A 19844-nucleotide genomic window follows, 5' to 3' on the forward strand; every position below is an offset into this window, starting at 1 on the left:
TTCCACCAGATCCCCGGCCGCCGGCGACCTACCGTGCCCCGGACGAGGGGAGCCCACCGTGGCCGGACGGCGCCGCGCCGCCAGCAGCACCAGCACGAGCACCAGCACGAGGCGCCGGACGACGAGGCGGCGGACGACGGCCCGCCGGCCGGCGGTCCCCGACCTGCCCACCGCGGGCCCGGGGGAGCGGGTGTGGGTGCTCGCCGTCCCGTTCCGGGCACCGGCACCCGGCGCCGTCTGGCACGCGGGACTGCAGGCGCACGTCTGGGTCGGCCGCGAGCTGCCACCGGCGCTGGCGCCCTACGACCCGCCGCCGTACACCCTCGAGCGCTTCCTCGAGGACGAGCTCAACGAGACGCCGCGGCCGCTGCCCGAGGGACGGCCGATGGTGCCGCGCGAGGAGCAGTGCACCGGCGCCGAGGCCGTCGTCGCCTCCGCCGCCGCCGGGCACCGGGTGTTCCTGCTCGGCGACGACCCCGGCGTCGGCAAGACCGGCACCGCGGTGCTGGCCGCCCGCGAGATCTGCGAGCTGCGCGGTGGCGAGCGGGTGCTCGTGGTCGCCGACCGCCCGGCCGCGATCACCATCCCGCACTGGACCCGCTCAATCGCCGGCTTCGGCGACGGCGGCCTGCGCTGGTGCGTGACGACGTGGGACCGGCTGGCGAAGGTCGCGAAGCTCTCCTTCGACGTGGTGGTCGCCGACGAGGCGCACATGGTGCGGCACACGACCACCCAGCGGTGGAAACACTGGAGGGCCGTCTCGGGCGGCGCCCGAGCGAAGGACGTCCCCTTCGTCGTCGCCGCCACTGCCACCCCGGCGCACACGCCGCTGGAGCTGCCCTACCTCGCGCCGCAGTTCGCCCAGCGGCACGGCGAGCCGCTGCGCGCCTGGGCCGACCTGCCGGCGAGACTCGCGGAGCACGGGTTCCACGTGGAACGGGGCCGCTACGGCTGGGCGTGGACCGAGGACGCCGACGAGCGTCGCGCCGACCTCGCCCGCCTGCAGGACTGGCTCACCGACGGCGACCCGCCCGCCACGCTGCACCGCCCGGCGCCCTGGGGTCCGGTGTCGGTCACCGGGACCCCGGTCGCCCTCACCCCGGCGGAGCGGGCCGCCTACGAGTCGGAGTGGCAGGAGTTCCGCGCCGAGATGCAGCTCGCCCGCCGGGCGCGGCAGAGCGCCCGCGGCCGCGCCGCGCTGCTGCGGTTCCGGCAGAAGGCCGGCCTCATCCGGGCGCAGGCCACCGTCGACTGGGTGCGCGCCCAGGTGGAGGCCGAGCGGCAGGTGGCGGTGTCGGTCGAGTTCGTCGAGACGGCGGCCGACCCGATCCGCGAGGCGCTGCTCGACTCCGGCATCGCCGTCGCGTCGGTCTACGGGCGGGACCGGTTCGACGTCGAGGCCGAGCGGCTGCGCTTCCAGACCGGCGCGGCGCCGGTGTGCGTGTTCACCGTGACCGCCTCCATCAGCCTGCACGCCGGCGAGCTGCTGCCCGACGGCGCGACGGCGTCGACCACCCCGCGGGTGGGGCTGTTCCACCAGCCGCGCTTCTCCGGCATCCAGGCCCGCCAGGTCACCGGCCGCACCCACCGCGACGGGCAGGTCTCCCCGTGGCGGGTGGCCTTCGCCGAGGACACCGTCGAGGAGCAGGTGGCCCGGGTGATGGTCGAGCGGCTGGCGGTGAGCGGGTCGACGGCGGGCGCGGACACCTCGGCCCTCCAGGAGATCGCCGAGCTGCTCGACGCCGACTGGCTGCCGCCCGCCGCGCTCACCGAAGGCTGATCGCGGTCACCGCAGGAACTCGGTCAGCACCCGCTCGCACCCCGCGGGGAGGGTGTGGTGGGTGGCGCCGGGCAGCGTCACCACGGTCGCCCGCGGTACGAGCTGCCCGGCACGGCGGGCCAGCTGTCGCGGGCTCTGCGCCCGGCCGTCACCGGCGACGACCACCAGCGTCGGCACCGTCAGCGCCCGCAGCCGCGCCGGGTCGGGACGGCGGGTGCGCACCGGCGGCGCCACCGGCAGCTCGGCGCCGGCAGCGGCGACGTCGAGCCACGCGTCGTCCACCGGCCGGCCGCCGGTCTCCCAGCGCACCAGCGCCCGCATCCGCGCGGCGGTGGGCCGGGTGAGCACCGGCACGGCGTGCAGCAGGTAGCCGGGGGAGAAGCCGGCGAAGGTGGTCGTCGGGTCGACCAGGCCGAGGCGGCGCACGCGGCCCGGCCGGGCGAGGGCGAACGCGAGCGCCTGCCAGCCGCCGTAGCTGTGACCGGCGAGGTCGACGGCGCCGAGGCCCAGGCCGTCGAGGAGCTCGGCCAGCCAGTCGGCGACGTCGTCCGCGCTGCTCAACGGGGTGGTGGCGGGGCTGCGGCCCGCGTCGCCGACCGGGTCGACCACGTGCACGCGGCGCACCGCGGCCAGCAGCCGCACCGCACCCGACCAGGCCAGCGCGGTGGCGCCGCCGCCGGGGAGCAGCACCAGCGGAGGAGCGGCCGCCGCGCCGCTGACCAGCACGTGCGTGCAGCCGAAGCGGGTGTCGACGTCGACCGGGCGCACGGGCACCGGCCAGCGCGCCAGCGCCGCGCCGTAGGCCGTGTCGAACGCCGCGCGGGGGTCCCCCATGGGCGGAGCGTGCCGGGTGCGCACGGCCCCGGCAACGGCCGGGGAGAATCGGGGGCGTGCGGCGGGAGGCGAGTGTGCTGCACCTCGACCTCGACGCGTTCTTCGCCGCCGTCGAGCAGCGCGACAAGCCCTCGCTGCGCGGCCGGCCGGTGGTCGTCGGCGGCACCGGCGGGCGCGGGGTGGTGGCGACGGCGTCCTACGAGGCGCGGGCCTACGGCGCCCGCTCGGCCATGTCGACGGCGGAGGCCCGCCGCCGCTGCCCGCCCGGGACGGCGTTCCTCGGGGGCCGCTTCGGCGCCTACCGGCGGACGTCGGACGTCGTCATGGAGCTGCTCCGGGAGCTGTCGCCGCTGGTGGAGCCGGTGTCGATCGACGAGGCCTACGTCGACCTCGCGGCCGGGCCGGGCCACGACCTCTCCGTCGACGGCGTGACCGCGCTCGCCCGGCGGCTCAAGGAGCGGATCGCCGCGGCGACCGGCGGCGTCACCGGCTCGGTCGGCATCGGCAGCTCCAAGCTGATGGCCAAGATCGCCTCCGACCTCGACAAGCCCGACGGCCTGGTCGTCGTCGCGCCCGGCACCGAGCTCGACGTGCTGCACCCGCTGCCGGTGACCCGGCTGGGCGGCGTCGGCCCGGCGACGGCCGAGCGGCTGCGGCAGGTCGGCGTCGCCACGGTCGCCCACCTGGCGGCCAAGTCGCTGCCCGACCTGGTCGCGCTGGCCGGCCGCGCGCACGGCACCGGGCTGTACCAGCTGGCGCGGGCGGAGGACGAGCGGCCGGTGGTCGCCGAGCGGGAGGCCAAGTCGGTCTCGCAGGAGTCGACCTTCGAGCGCGACCTCACCGACGTGGCCGAGCTGAACCGGCTCATCGACGCGATGGCCGGCCGGGTGGGCAGCCGGCTGCGCGGCTCGGCGCTGTCGGGGCGGACCGTGACGCTCAAGCTGCGCCGCTACGACTTCACCACCATCACCCGCTCGCAGACGCTGCCCCAGCCCACCGACGACCCCCGGCAGGTCGCCTCGATCGCGCGGCGGCTGCTCGCCGAGGCCGGCACCGGCGGGGGGCTGCGGCTGCTCGGCGTCGGCGTCTCCGGGCTGTCCCAGTACGCGCAGGGCGACCTGTTCGCCGGCGAGGACACCGCTCCCGAGGAGGGTGGGGACGACGTCGTCGAGGGCCCGGCCGAGCCGGAGCCGCCGCCCGACCGCCGGTGGTGGCCGGGGCAGGACGTCGTCCACGACGAGCTCGGCCCCGGCTGGGTGTGGGGCCGCGGGCTGGGCCGGGTGACCGTGCGGTTCGAGGGGCCGCGGACCCCGCCCGGCCCGGTGCGCACGCTGGCCGCCGACGACCCGGCGCTGCACCCCGGTGACCCGCCGGACTGGCGCCCGGCGACGATGGAGCCGTGAGCGAGAACCTCTGGCTGCGGATCACCGAGGCCGATCCCGGCCACTCGACGGCCTACGTCCAGCGGTTCAAGGACCTGGCCGCGGGCGGGATGGACATCGTCGGCGAGGCGCGGATGGTCGACGCGATGCTGCCGCGGCGGTCCCGCGTCCTGGACGCCGGCTGCGGGCCGGGACGCGTGGGCGGCCACCTCGCCGCGGCCGGGCACGACGTCGTCGGCGTGGACGTCGACCCGGTGCTCGTCGCGGCCGCGCAGGAGGACCACCCGGGCGCGCGCTGGCTGGTCGGCGACCTGGCCACCCTGGACCTGCCCGACCGGTTCGACGCGGTCGTCTGCGCCGGCAACGTGGTCACCTTCCTCGCACCGGACACCCGCGCCGAGGTGCTGCGCCGCTTCCGCACCCACCTGGCCGACGACGGACGGGCCGTGGTCGGCTTCGGCGCCGACCGCGGCTACACCTTCGACGCCTTCCTGGACGACGCCCGCGGCGCCGGCCTCACGCCGGACCTGCTCCTGTCGAGCTGGCACCTGCACCCGTTCACGCCCGCGTCGGACTTCCTCGTCGCGGTGCTCCGGGCCGGCTGACCCCGCCGGGCTCACCGCAGCCACCGACGGCGAGCCACTCCAGGACCGCGCCCGGGTGCTCGGCGAGCGCCACGGCGGACACCTCGACGGTGCGGTCGGCGCTCCCCTCCAGCAGGAGGCGGCGCGGGACGCGGACCCAGGCGTGCGCGCCGACGTGCTCGGTGGTGGCTCGGTCGGCGGTGGCTCGGTCGGTGGTCGCTCTGTCGGTGGTCGCTCCGTCGGTGGTCATGGTGGACCTCCCCGCTCCGGCGGCCCCGTCGGGGCCGCTGTGGCACCGAGGGTCGACCGGCTGCCTGGGAGGAGGCTGAGCGTGACGTGCCGGTTCCCTGCCACCCGGCCCGACGGGTGCCCGGTCAGCGGGCGCCGAGGGCGAGGGTCAGGGCCAGCACGGTCTGCGGGTCGTCGAGGCGGTCGCCGAAGCGCTCGCGCAGCTGCCCCATCCGGTAGCGGACGGTCTGCGGGTGCACGTACAGCTCGGCGGCCACCTGCTCGCGGCGGCCGTGGTGCAGCAGCCACGAGCGCAGCGTCTCCAGCAGCTTCTCGCGGGGACCGGGTGGGAGGTCGTCCAGCGGCGCCAGCACCTGGGCCCGCAGGTCGGCCAGCGCCTCGCCGTCGGCCCGTAGCACCAGGTCGGCCAGCCGCAGCTCGGTGTCCACCGGGACGTCGCCCTCGGGCGCCAGCCCGAGCTGCAGCGCCCGCAGCGCGCGCGAGTACGACGACCGCGCGTCCACCCACGGCCGCGGCGGCCCGACGACGGCGCCCCGGCCGGTCAGCGCCCGCACCAGCGCGGCCCGCGCGAACCCCTCGGCGTCGGGCACCAGCAGCACGGCGCGCTCGGTGCTCGGCTCGGCGCCGGGCAGGTCCTCGCCGGCCTGCAGCGTCCGGGCGTCGAGCAGCGCCATCGCGTCGCGGGCGCCGGCCTCGGGCAGCAGCACCGCCGTCAGCGTGCGTGGCGGCGTCCAGTCGGCCAGCTCGGCGGCCGCGTGCAGGTCGTAGGGCGGTGCCCCGGTGACCAGCAGCTCGGTCAGCCGCTCCAGGTGCCGACGGCGCACCCGCCCGCTGGCGGCCAGCTGGTCGGCGTGCCCGGACGCGCTGGCCGCCGACAGCTGGTCGATGTAGGCGAAGACCAGCTCGGCGAAGCGGGCCAGCGCGCCCGCCGACAGCCCGGCCGCCACCGCCGTCCCGCTCATGTGCCGCCAGGCCACGCGCGCGCCCACCCGGTAGGCGGCGAGCAGCGCGTCCATCGACCGGCCGGTGCGCGCCTCCCCGCGGCCGAGGGCGTACGCGCCCTCGATGGCCGGGGCGATCGGCCGGCTGGCGTCGGCCCCGTCGATCGCGGTCGCCAGCTCCAGGAAGCCCGCCAGGGCCAGCTCGACGGCGTTCTCGATGCGCCGCCCCATCGGACCGCGGAAGGCCTCGGCGTAGCTGGGCACCTCGACGACGATCGCGGCGACCGTCCGCTCGGCCACCGACGGCAGCTCCGCCCGCACCACCGCCGCCACGTCGAGCCCGAAGGTCTCCTGCTCCGTCGTCACCGTGACCCCTCCGTGACCACTCTTGTTCGCGGGGAACAGTATCCGGCGCGACGTTCACGTCCAGAGCACAGGTAGTTGCCCCCTGCGCAGGGAACAGTGGAGGTATGACCGCGACCGTTCCGCGCCCCTCGTCGGCCCGGCCGGCCCTGAGGACGCTGCGCGACCGCGCGCTCCGCTGGGCCGAGCTCGTCACCACGCCGCTGCTGCCGGCCGACTACCTCGACCTCGTCCACCCGCTGCGCGCCGGGGCCGACCTCCGCGGGCGCATCGAGGCCGTCCTGCCCGAGACGCGGGACGCCGCCACGCTCGTCATCCGCCCCGGCGCCGACTGGCGGCCGCACCGGCCCGGCCAGTACGTGCGCATCGGCATCGACGTCGACGGCGTCCGCATGTGGCGCGCCTACTCGATCACCTCCGACCTCGGGCGCACCGACGGCTGCTTCACCGTGACGGTCAAGGCCATCCCCGACGGCAAGGTCAGCAACCACCTCGTCCGCCGCGCGCAGCCCGGCACGATCGTGCAGCTCGACCAGGCCACCGGGGAGTTCTGCCTGCCCGAGCAGCGGCCGGCCAAGGCCCTGTTCGTCACCGCCGGCTCGGGCATCACCCCGGTGATGGGGATGCTGCGCAACCACCCCGAGCTGACCGACGTCGTCCTGGTGCACTCCGCGCCCACCGCCGAGGACGTCGTCTTCGGCGCGGAGCTGCGGCAGCTGGCCGCCGAGGGCCGCATCCGGCTGGTCGAGCAGCACACCGACACCGCGGGGCTGCTCGACGCCGCCGCGATCGCCGAGCTGGTCCCCGACCTGGCCGAGCGCGCCACCTGGGCCTGCGGGCCGGTGGGCATGCTCGAGGCGCTGGAGGAGCACTGGACGGCCGCCGGCATCGCCGACCGGCTCTACACCGAGCGGTTCCGCCCGACGGTGCTGGTGACCGGTGAGGGCGGCACGGTCTCGTTCACGAAGAACGGGACGACGCTCGAGGCCGACGGCGCCACCCCGATCCTCGACGCCGCCGAGGAGGCCGGCGTCCTCATGCCCAGCGGCTGCCGCATGGGCATCTGCTACGGCTGCGTGCTCCCGCTGCGCGAGGGCGCCGTCCGCGACCTGCGCACCGGCGAGGTGACCACCGCCGCACCGGGCGACGGCGTCCTCGTCCAGACCTGCATCAGCGCCGCCGCCGGCGCCTGCGACATCGACCACTGACCGCTTCCGGACCGGAGGAGCCCCACCACATGACCGTGCTGCAGAAGAAGACCGACAACCCGATCGAGCACCTCACCCCCGAGGACATCGAGCTCATCGGCAAGGAGCTCGACGAGATCCGCCAGGGCGTGGTGGACAGCCGCGGCGAGTCCGACGCGCGCTACATCCGCACGGTCATCGACGTGCACCGCAAGATCGAGCTGGGCAGCCGCGCCGTCCTGCTCGCCTCGGGCTTCGCGCCCGCGTGGGTCGTCGGCACGATCGGCCTGTCGATCGCCAAGATCCTCGAGAACATGGAGATCGGGCACAACATCCTGCACGGCCAGTGGGACTGGATGCGCGACCCGAAGATCCACTCCACGACGTGGGAGTGGGACATGGCCAGCCCGGCCGAGCAGTGGAAGCACTCGCACAACGAGCTGCACCACACCTACACGAACGTGATCGGCAAGGACAACGACCTCGGCTACGGCATCATGCGCGTCGACGAGGACCAGCCGTGGACGCCGATGTACCTCGGCCAGCCGCTGTGGAGCTTCATCAACGCCTGCTTCTTCGAGTACGGGATCGCCGCCTACGACCTCGAGCTCGGCGCGGTCATCGCCAAGAAGCAGACCGGCGACCCGGAGTTCCGCCGCCGCGCCAAGCAGGTGCTGGCGAAGATCGGCCGGCAGGTCCGCAAGGACTACGTCATCCACCCGCTGCTGTCGGGCCCGAACTTCCTCTCCACGCTGACCGCGAACTTCGTGGCCAACGTCGTGCGCAACCTCTGGTCGAACTCCGTCATCCTGTGCGGGCACTTCCCCGAGGGCGTGGAGACGTTCGAGAAGAAGTCGATCGACGGCGAGACCCGCGGCGAGTGGTACCTGCGGCAGATGCTCGGCTCGGCCAACATCTCCGGCTCGAAGGCGATGCACATCCTGACCGGGAACCTGTCGCACCAGATCGAGCACCACCTGTTCCCCGACCTGCCGAGCAACCGGTACGCCGAGATCGCGCCGAAGATCCGCGACCTGTTCCAGCGCTACGGCCTCAACTACCACACCGCGCCGCTGCCGCAGCAGGTCGGCTCGGCCTGGCACAAGATCATCCGGCTGTCGCTGCCCAACGGCTGGCTGCAGAACACCACGGCCCGCAACCTGCCCACCCAGCTCGTCAAGCTGTGGAAGATGACCACCGGCAAGCCGCGCGTCCGCCGCGCGCTCCTGCGCGAGCAGGCCGCCCTGGCCGCCGCCTGAGTCGCACACAGGAGGGCCCGGGACGACGCCGTCGTCCCGGGCCCTCCGTGCGTCCAGGGCCGGTCAGGGCCGCAGCGCCGGCCACCCCGAGCGCACCCCGTTGAACGGCGAGGGGCCCGGGACCGTCGTGGTCCCGGGCCCCTCGGCGTCGTGTGGTCAGTTGGCCATGTCGACGAAGCGGCTGTAGTGGCCCTGGAAGGCGACCGTGACGTTCGCGGTGGGCCCGTTGCGGTGCTTGACCAGCATGATGTCGGCCTCGCCCGCTCTCGGGCTCTCCTTCTCGTACATGTCCTCGCGGTGGATCATCATCACCATGTCGGCGTCCTGCTCGATGCTGTTGTGGACGACGATCCCCCCGGCCACGAAGTTGTGGCCACCGAGCACCGTGGCGTCGTAGACCTCCTCCTCGGCACCCTGCTCGATGGAGGCGACCTCGTCCCACAGCAGGTCGTTGACCGCCTGCATCTCCAGCTCGGCGTCACCGAGGATCTCCGCCACGCGACCGAGTCGCTCGCGGCTGGGGGCGTGCTTCCACAGGGCGCTGCCGCAGAACGCGGTGCCCATGGCCGCGGCGAAGGCGCGGTGGCTCATGCCCTGCTCCGCCAGCACGTCCCGGACGCGCTCCCAGACCTGGACGGGGATGGTGTCGACGTTGGGGTTGCCCGATGTCGCCCGCACGATCTCCAGCAGCTGCCCGGCGGCGTCGCCCCGGGCGCCGTGCACGCCGATCTCCCCCAGGAACCGCCGCTGGTCGTCGCAGCCGCTGATGTCGAGGGTCCACCCGTCGCGGTAGCCGGTCTTGCGCGTCCGGCGGACGCGGCAGGAGATCCCGAAGCGGAGCAGCAGCCGAGAGACGTCGTCGACGAGCCGGCGGCTGGTGGAGGCGTAGTAGACCCGGCCGCTCCGGCCCTCCTTGGTCACCGTGACGGAACCGTCGGTGGCCCACAGGTGGCGGAGGAACAGCGCGATCTGCTTCTTCGGCAGGGAGAAGACCGGCTCGGGCACGAACTTCTCGTGGCTGCGCAGACCGAAGAGGCCCAGGTCGTCGAGCCAGGCGGCGATCGGGTTGCGCCGTCCGTGCGTGAGCGGGAACGGCGCCCGCAGCCGCAGGGAGGTGCACCGGGCCGCCGCGTGCTCGTCCCGCACGGCCACGACGCCGAAGTGCAGCGCGGCCGTGGTCACCGCTCGCAGGTTCGCCTCGTCCACCGAGGCGTACCGGAGCGGTTGCCGCTTCACGAAGCTGCCGTCGCCGATCAGGTGGGCCAGCAGCACCACCTCCTCGTCCTGCCACACCGTCATCCGGTCGGGCGCCGGCACGTGCCGCGGGACGGCGATGCGGTCACCCGGCGCCAGCTCACCGAGCGGCCGGAAGCCGTCGTAGGTGAGGAACGGGTGGTTGGCGGTGGCCCGCACCGTCTTGCCCGACGAGGTGGTCAGCTGGAACACCGGCTTGCGACCGGTCGAGAAGACGTGGGTCAGGTGCCGGCGGACGTAGCGCAGGTTGTCGTCCAGGGCCCAGACGGGGACGTCGGTGGCACCGCTGGTGAACAGCTCGCCCATCGTCGTCTCGGCGCCGGTGTCGGCCCGGAGGATGCGCGTCTCCGCCGGCAGGCACCCGGACTCGCGCAGGTCGGAGAGCATGGGCTTCTTGTCCTGCCGCTGCTCGGACCCACGGTTGAGCTGCGACATCGCGATCACCGGGACCTCGAGCTCCTTGGCCAGCAGCTTCAGCGCACGGGAGAACTCCGAGACCTCCTGCTGGCGGCTCTCGACGCGCTTGCCCGAGGTCATCAGCTGGAGGTAGTCGATGACCACGAGCTTGAGGTCGTTGCGCTGCTTGAGCCGCCGAGCCTTGGCCCGGATCTCCATCATCGTCATGTTGGGCGAGTCGTCGATGTAGAGCGGCGCGTCGGCGACCTCGCCCATCCGGCGGGCCAGCTTCGACCAGTCCTCGTCGGACAGCGTGCCGGCGCGCATGTGGTGCAGCGGCACCTTCGCCTCGGCCGACAGCAGACGCATGGTGATCTCGTGCTTGCTCATCTCGAGCGAGAAGATGACGGCCGGCATGTGGTGCTTGACCGTCGCCGAGCGAGCGATGTCGAGCCCCAGCGTGGAGTTGTGCGTCGGGACGAAGCTCCGGCCGGCGAGGAACAACGAGTCGGCGGCGTCGACCTGGATGCACCGCACGGGCACGCTGGGGACCGGCCGCACGTCGGTGACGAAACGGACCCCACGGGCGGTGAGCGTGCGGGCGCCGCGCTCCTTGTGCACCAGCTTCTTGCGCTCCAGCCGGAAGACCTCGTCGTCGGTGCTGAAGGTCAGCGTGTAGCAGGTGGACGACGCCTCCGACCGGCCGCGCACCCGCGTGGTGCTCAGCGTCACCCGGTGGCCGAGGCCGGCGATCAGCTCACGCACGTCCTCGGCCAGCCGGCGGTGGGTGACGGCGAACTGGACGGCCCCGCTCGGCGTCACGGTGCCGTTGGTGTCCAGCAGACCGGCCAGCAGCGCCCGCCGCTGGGCCACGGACGCCCGCAGGTAGGCCGTGGGGATGTGCTTGTCCCCGAGGACCCCCAGGGTCCGCAGGAGGCCCTGCACGGTGCCGTGGTCGTCCCGGCAGGACTGGCACTGCGCCAGGCCGCTGGAGGGACCACCGCAGTCGGGGCAGGTGGCCTGCAGTCCCACGCCGCCGCCGGCGCGCAGCCGGCCACCGCAGGTCTTGCCGCACGTCTGCACCTGCGAGGTCCGCGGCACGAACGGCTCGCCGCACATCGGGCAGGGTCGCTCGGCCGGCGCGGGACGGGCGGGCAGGCGCAGGGCGTACCACCGGTCGACCTTCGAGAGGGCGACGACCAGGCCCTCGCCCTCGATGTAGGCCGCGATCTCCGGGTCGGCGCTGGTGTAGTGGGCGGCCGCCGACGTCCCGTCGCCCAGCCAGACGCCGAGCGCGTACGGCGGTACGGGCAGGTCGGCGGCGGGCAGGTCGAGCGGGGCGGTGTTGACCACGGCGTGGTTGAGTCGCCGGTCGGCCGTCGCGCAGCGCACCGTGCGGGCCAGCTCCTCGGTGGTCCGCACCCGCGGCACCCCGCGCTCACCGAGCCGGCGGGCGGCACGGTCGGTGGTGACCCACTGGTGCTGGGCGTCGGCGACGATCACCGTGCCGTCGGAGAAGTGCACCTCGTAGCAGGGTCGGTCGGTCATGACGTCGGTGGCGGCGACGACCGTCGTGGGACGTCCGTCGGCGCCCAGGACGCGGTCGCCGACGCGGACCTCACCCATCGTCGTCCACCCGGTGGGCGTGGCGACCGGGGTGTCCAGCGCGAGCGCCTTGCCCACACCGGGCCTGGCGGCGATGACGACCATCTGGCCGGCCTGCAGGCCGTTGGTCAGCTCGTCGAGGTCGCGGATGCCGGTGGGCACGCCACGGGCGGTGCCGCCGCGGGAGGCGATGGCGTCGAGCTCGTCCATCGTCGGCTGCAGGACGTCCTCGAGGCGCGAGTAGTCCTCGCTCATGCGCTTCTCGGTGACGTCGTAGATCTCCTGCTGCGCGCGGTCGACGATGTCGTCGACGTCGCCCCGCCCGCCGGCCGCGCCGTAGCCCAGCTGCACGACGCGGGTGCCGGCCTCGACCAGCCGTCGCAGCACCGCCTGCTCGGCGACGATCGCGGCGTAGTAGCCGGCGTTGGCCGCCGTGGGCGTCGAGGCGATCAGCGTGTGCAGGTAGACCGCGCCGCCCATCTTCGACAGCTGGTCGGTGCGGTTGAGCTCGGCGGCGACGGTGATCGCGTCGGCCGGCTCCCCCCGCCCGTACAGGTCGAGGATGCAGTCGAAGATCACCTGGTGCGCCGGCCGGTAGAAGTCGTTGCCGTGCAGCACCTCGACGACGTCGGCGATCGCGTCCTTGCTCAGCAGCATGCCGCCGAGCACCGACTGCTCCGCCGCGACGTCCTGCGGCGGCTGCCGGTCGTACTCCGGCGCCGTCGCGGACGGTCGGCTGAACTCGTCGGCCACCGCCACGGGAAGCCCTCCTTCTCTCCACCGGCGCACCCGCAGACAGACCCCGGCCACTGGCCGGGGTCCGGTGGGGGAAGCACCAGGACTGCGGGAACGCTCTCGAACGCGTGTTCGAGCCCGAGGCTAGGGCGGGGGACCGACAGAACCGGTCCCGTCCACCCCGCCGTCAGGACGGTAGGGAGCGCGGCGGACGGCGTCCAACACCGCTGTGGGGCGAGTTCTGCACAACTTGTGGACAAGTCGGTGGACACACGCGTGTCGACATGTGGAGACGGCGGGGGACGGGCCGGCCGGACCGCCGCGATCCGTGCGCTGACCTGCGCGGAGGCCACCCACCGGGTGTGGACGGGAGAAAGTCCGGGAGAACTCGTGGTGTCGCGCACCGGCGTGTCGAGGGTCGCAGCCCACCCGTCCCTGGGGTCACACGTCCACAGGGGAGGGCTCGGTACGGCGGGGACCGCCCGTCGTCGGCCTGCGGTGGTCCCAGGGCGCCGGGGACGACGCCGGGTCGACACGGTGGGCGGCGGACGCCGTCCGCCGGGCCACGGACGCCGAGAGGGGCGCCGGACGGGTGTCCGACGCCCCTCTCGGGCGGTGCAGCGGCTCGGCCCCCCTGCAGGTTCCCGCCGCGAGCTCGCGAGCGGTGGGGGGCAGGGAGGTCCTTACCCCGCGACGACCTCGATCGGCAGCTGGGCGGTGACCTCGGGGTGCACCCGCACGGTCACGGTGTGCCGACCGGTGGTCTTGATGCTGCTGGGCAGCTCCACCCGGCGGCGGTCGAGCTCGGGGCCACCGGCGGCGGTCACGGCGTTGACGACGTCGGCGGTGGTGACCCGGCCGAACAGGCGGCCGCCCTCACCGGCGCGGGCCGGCACGCGGACGGTCAGGCCGGTCAGGCGGCCGGCCACGGCCTGCGCCTCCTCGAGCGAGCGCACCTCCCGGGCGGCGCGCGCCCGGCGCAGCGACTCGACCTGCTTCTGGGCACCGCGGGTGGCCACGATGGCCAGGCCGCGGGGCAGGAGGTAGTTGCGGGCGTAGCCGCCCTTGACCTCCACCGTGTCACCGGAGGACCCGAGACCGGTGACCTCCTGCGTCAGGATCAGCTTCTGGGTGCTCATGGTCAGCGCGCCGTCGAGGTGTAGGGCAGCAGGGCCATCTCACGGCTGTTCTTGACGGCCGTGGCGACGTCCCGCTGGTGCTGGCTGCAGTTGCCGCTCACGCGGCGGGCACGGATCTTGCCGCGGTCGGAGATGAACTTCCGCAGCAGCGTCGTGTCCTTGTAGTCGATGTAGGTCGCCTTGTCCTTGCAGAACTGGCAGACCTTCTTCTTGGGCTTGCGCACGGGGGGCTTGGGCACTGGGTTCTCCAGGTACGACTAGTTCGGGGGGAGTTGAGGGCTCAGAACGGGGGCTCGTCGGACGGGCCGGCGGGCGTCGACCACGGGTCGCTCGCACCGCCGCCACCGCCACCGAAGCCGCCACCACCGCCGCCGCCGAAGCCGCCGCCGCCACCCTCACCGCGGGAGGCCTTGGTGACCTTCGCGGTGGCGTAGCGCAGCGAGGGGCCGATCTCGTCGACCTCGAGCTCGACGACGGTGCGCTTCTCGCCCTCCTTGGTCTCGAACGAGCGCTGCTTGAGCCGCCCCGAGACGATGACCCGCGAGCCGCGGGTGAGGGACTCCGCCACGTTCTCGGCCGCCTGCCGCCAGACGTTGCAGCGGAGGAACAGCGCCTCGCCGTCCTTCCACTCCTGCGACTGCCGGTCGAAGGTGCGCGGCGTCGAGGCGACCGTGAAGTTGGCGACCGCGGCCCCCGACGGCGTGAACCGCAGCTCCGGGTCGGAGGTCAGGTTGCCGATGACGGTGATGACGGTCTCGCCGGCCATGCTCAGTGGACCTCAGGCCGCATCAGCTTGGTGCGCAGGACCGACTCGTTGAGGTTGAGCTGCCGGTCGAGCTCGGCGACCGCGGCGGGCTCGGCCTGGATGTCGACGACGGCGTAGATGCCCTCGACGTTCTTCTTGATCTCGTAGGCCAGGCGGCGCCGACCCCAGATGTCGGTCTTGACGGTGCCACCGGAGTTGGTGACGACGGTCAGGAACCGGTCGAGGGAGGGAGCGATCGTGCGCTCCTCCAGGTCGGGGTCGAGGATGATCATCAGTTCGTAGTGACGCACGGAGAACCCCACCTCCTCTGGTCTGTGGCGGCTGCAGGACGTCTGCAGCAGGAGGGTCGTACACGCGTCGCGCGCCCGGTCCCGCCGACGACGGCGGACGGACGCGCTGCTCCAGGCTACCAGTGCTGCCGGGTGGGACCGCGGGCCGTCCCTGGCTACCGTCGCCGGTGTGAGCACGCACCCGATCGGCGTCCACGTCGGACCCGGCCTGACCGCGGACAACGAGCTCGACGCCGGCGGCCCGCTGGCCCGTGCCGCCGAGATGGACGCCGACGGCGTGCAGGTCTTCCTCGGCGACCCGCAGGGCTGGAAGGCGCCGCCGCCCCGCCCCGACGCCGCGGACCTGCTGGCCTCCGACGTCGCCGTCTTCGTGCACGCGCCGTACGTGCTCAACGTGGCCTCGACCAACAACCGGATCCGCATCCCCAGCCGCAAGAACCTCGCCGTCCACGCGCGGGCGTCGGCGGCGGTCGGGGCCCGCGGGATGGTGGTGCACGGCGGGCACGTGCTGGCCAGGGACGACCCGACCGCCGGGTTCGACAACTGGCGCAAGACCTTCGTCCGGCAGGCCGAGGACGGCGGCTTCCCGCTGCCCCTGCTGATCGAGAACACCGCGGGCGGGGAGAACGCGATGGCCCGCGAGCTGGGCGCGGTGGCCCGGCTGTGGGACGCCGTCGGCGAGTTCGGCGCCGGGTTCGTGCTCGACACCTGCCACGCCTGGGCCGCCGGCTGGGACCTCGCGACCGCGGTGGACGACGTCCGCGCCGTCACCGGCCGCGTCGACCTGGTGCACCTGAACAACAGCCGCGACCCGGCCGGCTCGGGCCGCGACCGGCACGCCCCGCTCACCGGCGGGGAGATCCCGCTGGAGCTGCTCCTCGAGGTCGCCCGCGCCGCCGACTGCCCCGTCGTCCTGGAGACGCCGGGCGACGCGGCGTCGCACGCCGAGGAGGTCGCCCTGGTCCGCGAGGCGCTCCGCTAGCCGTCCTCCCTCACCGCACGGCGTCCTACCCGACCGTGGGACGTGCGGGAGGACGCGCCACGATCAGGTCACCTGATCGTCGGCGCCTGCCCAGGGTCAGCACGTCGGGAGCGCCGTCGAGCGGGCCGCCGGCGGGGTCGTCGACGCCGGGCCACGAGGTGCGGACGACGTCGTCGTCGGGGTGCCACACGTCGCGGACGACCAGTGCCATCAGGACCAGGACGGCGACGTCGCGGACGGTCACCGCGAGGAAGAACCACTCGGTGCCCACACCGCGGTCGTCCGCGCCGAGGTACCAGAGCATCCGCACCCCCCACAGCACCGCCTCGGTGGCCTGCCAGGCGAGCAGCGAGCGCCACTCCGGCCGGGCCAGCACCGCCAGGGGCAGCAGCCACAGCGAGTACTGCGGGCTCCACACCTTGGTCACCAGCAGGAACCCGGCCACGAGCAGGAACGCCACCTGGCCCACCCGCGGCCGCACCGGCGCCCGCAGCACCAGCCAGCCGAGCGCGGCGAAGACCGCCAGCACGCAGACGGCGACCAGCGCGTTGAGCACCGTCGGCGCCTCGCCCTCGGCCAGCGGCCCGTCGAACAACGCCCCGCCCGAGGCGGTGACCAGCATGTTCCAGACGGTGTCCGGGTCGGCGGGGCGGGTGCTGTTGAGCCGGAAGAACAGCGACCAGTTCTCCGGCGCGAGCAGCGCCACGGGCAGGTCGACGGCCAGCCAGGCCGCCGCCGCGGCGAGCGCGGCCCGCAGCCACACCCGCAGCCGGCCCGCGCGCAGGCACAGCAGGAACAGCGCGCCGAGCAGGAGCACCGGGAAGAGCTTCGCGGCGGTACCCAGGCCCAGCAGGACGCCGGCCAGGACCGGCCGCTCGCGGGCCCACGCCCACAGGCCGCAGGCGGCCAGCGCGACGGCGAGGAGGTCCCAGTTGGTGAACGCGTGCACCAACAGCAGCGGCGAGAGGCCGACCATCGCGGCGTCCCACGGCCGGTGGCCGGCGGTGCCCAGCACGGCCCGGGTGGTGACCAGCGCGCACAGGCTCAGCAGCAGGCAGGTGGCCGCGTAGTAGGCCTGCACCGGCGGCACCTGGGGGAGCAGCCCGGCCGCCGCGGCGAGGTCGTCGTAGCTGCTGCCGAGCAGGGCCGCCAGCGCCATGAAGGCGCCGGTGAGCACCGGGTACTCGACGGCGGAGTCGAGGTAGGGCACCGCGCCGCCGTCGAGGCCGTGGATGCCGAACAGCGGGACGGTGTCGGAGTAGCAGAAGTGCGTGTACTGCACCGAGCCCGCCCAGTCGCCGTCCGCGCACGGCGACTGCTTGAGCCAGGCCAGCGCCAGCACGCAGGTGCTGAACAGCAGGCAGACCCGCAGCGGCGTCCAGAACAGCGCCCGCCCGGTCACCGCGTGCCGTCCCCAGGGGCCGCCCACCGCCTCGCTCGCCTGCGCCGCCACGGGGTCGGACCAGGTGGGCACCACGCGGTCGGGCCGCCGGCCGGCGGGGACGGCGGGCGGGTCCGCAGACGCCGCGGGCCCGTCCGCCGGCAGGGGTGCCGGGGCGGACGGGCCCGTGGGGGAGGAGCTCACCTGCGCCAGTGTGCCGGGCGTCAGGCGGTCGGTTGCGCCTGCTGGGTCGGCGCGGGTGACCCGTTCTGCTCGCCGGGGCCGGTGCCGGGTTGCCCGCCCTGCGGCGGGACGAGCTCGGTGGGCGGCCCGGCCGGGGGGACCGGCGGTGACGGCGGCGGGGCCTCCGTCGTCACCGGGGCCTCGGTGGTCGGCGGGGGCGGCGGGGCCTCCGTCGTCACCGGGGCCTCGGTGGTCGGCGGTGCCTGCGTCGGGGGCGCCGTGGTGGTCGGGGCCGCCGTCTCCGGCGCCGGCACGCCGTTGCCCGTGTCGCCGCGGATGCGCGGGGAGTCGGGCAGGTCCTCCTCCGGCGTGCCCTCGAGGACGGTGTCCATGAACTGCTGCCAGATCGCGCCGGGCAGGCCGGAGCCGTAGATGATCGCCTCGTCGGAGTTGACGATCGGCTCGCGGGCGTCGGTGCCCATCCACACCGCCGCCGAGATCGACGGGGTGTAGCCGACCATCCAGGCGTCGGAGTTGTCGTCGGCGTTGAGGCCCTGGGTACCGGTCTTGCTGGCCACCTCGCGGCCGCCGTCGAGCGCCCGGCGGGAGTACTGCGCGACGCCCTCGAGCGCGAAGGTGACGTCGTTGGCGACCTCGGTCCGCAGCACCTGCTCACCGCTCTCGCCGCCGTACTCCAGCAGCACCGCGCCCTCGGTGTCGGTGACGCGGCTGACGAAGTACGGGTCGCGGTGCTGGCCGCCGTTGGCGAAGGTGGCGAAGCCGACGGCCTGGTCGATCGGGCGCATCTCGTACTCGCCGATGCCGATGGCCGAGCCGGTGAAGCCGTCCGCGTTGGCCAGCGTGGTGCTGCCCTCGAGCGGGCCGCCCTGCCAGGTCTCGGGCAGGCCGGTGGCCGCCAGCGCCGTCCCGCGCACGTTCTCCGGGCCGACCTCGTAGGCCAGGCCGTAGAAGGTGGTGTTCAGCGAGCGGGTCATCGCCTCGACCAGGGTGCACGCCCCGCAGGAGGCGCCCCCCGAGTTGCGCACCGGGGCCTCGCGGTCGGGGAAGGTCTGCGGCGAGCTGCCGTCGCGGCGGGCGTTGACGCTGATGCCCTGGTCCAGGGCGGTGGCCAGCACGTAGGGCTTCATCGACGAGCCGGGCTGGCGCTGGGCCTGCGCGTAGTCGTTGCCCGTGCCGCTGCTGCCGCCGTAGTACGCGCGGACCGCGCCGGTGCGCGGGTCGACCGCCACCAGCGCCTGCCGGAGGTTGTCCGGCTGCCCGTCCATGACGTCGCCGACCGCGGTCAGCGCGGCGTCCTGCGCCGCCTTGTCCACCGTGGTGACGATGCGCAGGCCACCGGCGAGCAGCTGCTGGTCGGTGTAGCCCTTGGCCCGCAGCTCGTCGATCGCCTGCTGCACGACGAGGCCCTCGGGGCCGGACGGGATGCCCTGCGTGGAACCCTCGGGCCGCGGCTGCACCGGCGGGTAGACCGCCGCCGCGCGCTCCTCCGGGGTCAGCCAGCCCTCCTCGACCATCGCGTCGAGGACCAGGGCCCAGCGGTCCTGCGCGCCCTCGGGGTTGGCCTCGGGGTCGTAGGAGCTGGGGCTGCGGACGAGGACGGCGAGGACGGCGCCCTGCTCCGCGGTGAGCTCCGCGGCCGGGACGCCGAAGAAGGTGTCCGCCGCGGCCTCGATGCCGTAGGCGCCGCGGCCGAAGTAGATCGTGTTGAGGTAGTTCTCGAGGATCTCGTCCTTCGAGTACTCGTTGTCCAGCTTGACCGCGAGGAAGAGCTCCTGGAACTTGCGGCTGAACGTCTGGTCCGAGGTCAGGAACGCGTTCTTGACGTACTGCTGGGTGATCGTCGAGCCACCCTGCGTCGAGCCGCCGGTCAGGTTGTTCCACGCGGCGCGCACGATGCCGGTGAAGGAGATGCCCGGGTCGGAGTAGAAGTTCCGGTTCTCCGCGGCCAGCACCGCCTCGCGCGCGGGCTCGGACACCTGGTCCAGCGCCACGTTCGTGCGGTTGGTGTCGCCGAGGCGGCCCATCTCGGTGGTGCCGTCGGCGTAGTAGACGACGGTGGTCTGCGCGTTGGACACCGAGTCGGGGTCGGGCACCTCGGTGGTGGCGTAGACGACACCGACGAAGACGCCGAGCAGCACGAACAGCCCGGCGAGCGCGGCCAGCGCGATCTTCAGCCCGCGGCGACGGCGCTGCTTGCCCGTCCGGGCCTTCTTGCCGCCGGAGGCGCCGCCGGCGGGGCGGGCGCCCCCGGGCCGGGAGCCGGCGGGGCGAGCGCCGCCCGGCCGGCCTGCCGCCGCGCGGGCACGGTCGGTGGGGGGACGGCGGCCGCCGTTCCCCCCGGAGCCGCGGCCGCTCGTGGGTCGCCGGTCGGGGCCCTGCGGCCCGACCGGCGTGGTCTCGTCGTGGGGAGGCACCAGGCAGCCCCTCCTCGGTAGTCGGTGGGCGGGACGAGGTCCCGTCCAGCGTGGCGTTGTCAGGTGTGTGCACCCGGGAGGACGCGCGTGGGCGCCGTC

The 19844-nt window shown here is 74.4% G+C and carries 16 protein-coding genes; 6 read left to right on the forward strand and 10 right to left on the reverse strand.

What is annotated here, in order from left to right; all coding sequences use genetic code 11:
* Nucleotides 1–58: 58 nt before the first annotated feature.
* Complete coding sequence (locus tag LY71_RS21595; protein WP_245888199.1) at nt 59–1780, forward strand: DEAD/DEAH box helicase; 1722 nt, start codon at nt 59–61, stop codon at nt 1778–1780.
* A 6-nt stretch (nt 1781–1786) separates the two neighbouring features.
* Here LY71_RS21595 and LY71_RS21600 read toward each other — a convergent pair whose 3' ends face one another.
* Nucleotides 1787–2614 carry an alpha/beta fold hydrolase gene (locus LY71_RS21600; RefSeq protein ID WP_106281691.1) on the reverse strand — a complete coding sequence of 276 codons (828 nt, stop codon included), beginning with the start codon at nt 2612–2614 and terminating at the stop codon, nt 1787–1789.
* Between the two features lie 56 nt (nt 2615–2670).
* Here LY71_RS21600 and LY71_RS21605 point away from each other — a divergent pair, with 56 nt between their 5' ends.
* Entirely contained in the window at nt 2671–4017 is a 1347-nt protein-coding gene (locus LY71_RS21605) for a DNA polymerase IV (protein WP_106281693.1), read from the forward strand.
* Complete coding sequence (locus LY71_RS21610; RefSeq protein ID WP_245888203.1) at nt 4014–4601, forward strand: class I SAM-dependent methyltransferase; 588 nt, start codon at nt 4014–4016, stop codon at nt 4599–4601. Before LY71_RS21605 ends, LY71_RS21610 begins: the two co-directional genes overlap by 4 nt.
* On the opposite strand, the gene LY71_RS21615 is transcribed toward LY71_RS21610, so the two are convergent.
* The gene (locus LY71_RS21615; RefSeq protein WP_106281695.1) at nt 4555–4830 is read right to left on the reverse strand and encodes a hypothetical protein; all 276 of its coding nucleotides are present in this window, start codon (nt 4828–4830) and stop codon (nt 4555–4557) included. The genes LY71_RS21610 and LY71_RS21615 overlap by 47 nt on opposite strands.
* Before the next feature lie 124 nt (nt 4831–4954).
* Entirely contained in the window at nt 4955–6136 is a 1182-nt protein-coding gene (locus LY71_RS21620) for a PucR family transcriptional regulator (RefSeq protein ID WP_106281697.1), read from the reverse strand.
* Between the two features lie 104 nt (nt 6137–6240).
* Between LY71_RS21620 and LY71_RS21625 the strand changes: the two genes are divergently transcribed.
* Nucleotides 6241–7341 carry a ferredoxin reductase gene (locus tag LY71_RS21625; protein ID WP_106281699.1) on the forward strand — a complete coding sequence of 367 codons (1101 nt, stop codon included), beginning with the start codon at nt 6241–6243 and terminating at the stop codon, nt 7339–7341.
* A 29-nt stretch (nt 7342–7370) separates the two neighbouring features.
* Entirely contained in the window at nt 7371–8579 is a 1209-nt protein-coding gene (locus tag LY71_RS21630; protein WP_106281701.1) for a fatty acid desaturase family protein, read from the forward strand.
* Nucleotides 8580–8735: 156 nt separating this feature from the next.
* On the opposite strand, the gene LY71_RS21635 is transcribed toward LY71_RS21630, so the two are convergent.
* The 5 genes from LY71_RS21635 to rpsF form a co-directional block, all read right to left on the reverse strand.
* Nucleotides 8736–12593, reverse strand: coding sequence for a replicative DNA helicase (locus LY71_RS21635; RefSeq protein WP_106281703.1), 3858 nt, complete (start codon nt 12591–12593; stop codon nt 8736–8738).
* A gap of 659 nt (nt 12594–13252) precedes the next feature.
* A complete protein-coding gene (rplI, locus tag LY71_RS21640) occupies nt 13253–13708 on the reverse strand; it encodes a 50S ribosomal protein L9 (RefSeq protein ID WP_106281705.1) in 456 nt (151 codons plus the stop codon).
* A 2-nt stretch (nt 13709–13710) separates the two neighbouring features.
* The gene (gene rpsR, locus LY71_RS21645) at nt 13711–13947 is read right to left on the reverse strand and encodes a 30S ribosomal protein S18 (RefSeq protein WP_073422051.1); all 237 of its coding nucleotides are present in this window, start codon (nt 13945–13947) and stop codon (nt 13711–13713) included.
* A 41-nt stretch (nt 13948–13988) separates the two neighbouring features.
* Nucleotides 13989–14474 carry a single-stranded DNA-binding protein gene (locus LY71_RS21650; protein WP_106281707.1) on the reverse strand — a complete coding sequence of 162 codons (486 nt, stop codon included), beginning with the start codon at nt 14472–14474 and terminating at the stop codon, nt 13989–13991.
* 2 nt (nt 14475–14476) lie between these two features.
* On the reverse strand, nt 14477–14764 hold the full coding sequence (rpsF, locus tag LY71_RS21655; protein WP_106281805.1) for a 30S ribosomal protein S6: 288 nt from the start codon (nt 14762–14764) through the stop codon (nt 14477–14479).
* Between the two features lie 169 nt (nt 14765–14933).
* Here rpsF and LY71_RS21660 point away from each other — a divergent pair, with 169 nt between their 5' ends.
* On the forward strand, nt 14934–15746 hold the full coding sequence (locus tag LY71_RS21660) for a deoxyribonuclease IV (RefSeq protein WP_106281709.1): 813 nt from the start codon (nt 14934–14936) through the stop codon (nt 15744–15746).
* A gap of 25 nt (nt 15747–15771) precedes the next feature.
* Here the strand turns inward: LY71_RS21660 and LY71_RS21665 are convergent, their stop codons facing one another.
* Both LY71_RS21665 and LY71_RS21670 read right to left on the reverse strand, forming a co-directional pair.
* Nucleotides 15772–17331: a glycosyltransferase family 87 protein gene (locus LY71_RS21665; RefSeq protein WP_106281711.1), complete on the reverse strand. Its 1560-nt coding sequence runs from the start codon at nt 17329–17331 to the stop codon at nt 15772–15774.
* A 20-nt stretch (nt 17332–17351) separates the two neighbouring features.
* Nucleotides 17352–19745: a transglycosylase domain-containing protein gene (locus LY71_RS21670; protein WP_106281713.1), complete on the reverse strand. Its 2394-nt coding sequence runs from the start codon at nt 19743–19745 to the stop codon at nt 17352–17354.
* Nucleotides 19746–19844: the final 99 nt, after the last annotated feature.

This window comes from Geodermatophilus tzadiensis (genome assembly GCF_003002915.1).
Classification (GTDB): domain Bacteria; phylum Actinomycetota; class Actinomycetes; order Mycobacteriales; family Geodermatophilaceae; genus Geodermatophilus; species Geodermatophilus tzadiensis.

Bases quoted from the DNA above. Each gene is read 5' to 3' on its own strand.
- LY71_RS21600 (WP_106281691.1), bottom strand. From the start codon at position 2,614: ATGGGGGACCCCCGCGCGGCGTTCGACACGGCCTACGGCGCGGCGCTG.
- LY71_RS21615 (WP_106281695.1), bottom strand. From the start codon at position 4,830: ATGACCACCGACGGAGCGACCACCGACAGAGCGACCACCGACCGAGCC.
- LY71_RS21625 (WP_106281699.1), top strand. From the start codon at position 6,241: ATGACCGCGACCGTTCCGCGCCCCTCGTCGGCCCGGCCGGCCCTGAGG.
- LY71_RS21630 (WP_106281701.1), top strand. From the start codon at position 7,371: ATGACCGTGCTGCAGAAGAAGACCGACAACCCGATCGAGCACCTCACC.
- rplI (WP_106281705.1), bottom strand. From the start codon at position 13,708: ATGAGCACCCAGAAGCTGATCCTGACGCAGGAGGTCACCGGTCTCGGG.
- LY71_RS21650 (WP_106281707.1), bottom strand. From the start codon at position 14,474: ATGGCCGGCGAGACCGTCATCACCGTCATCGGCAACCTGACCTCCGAC.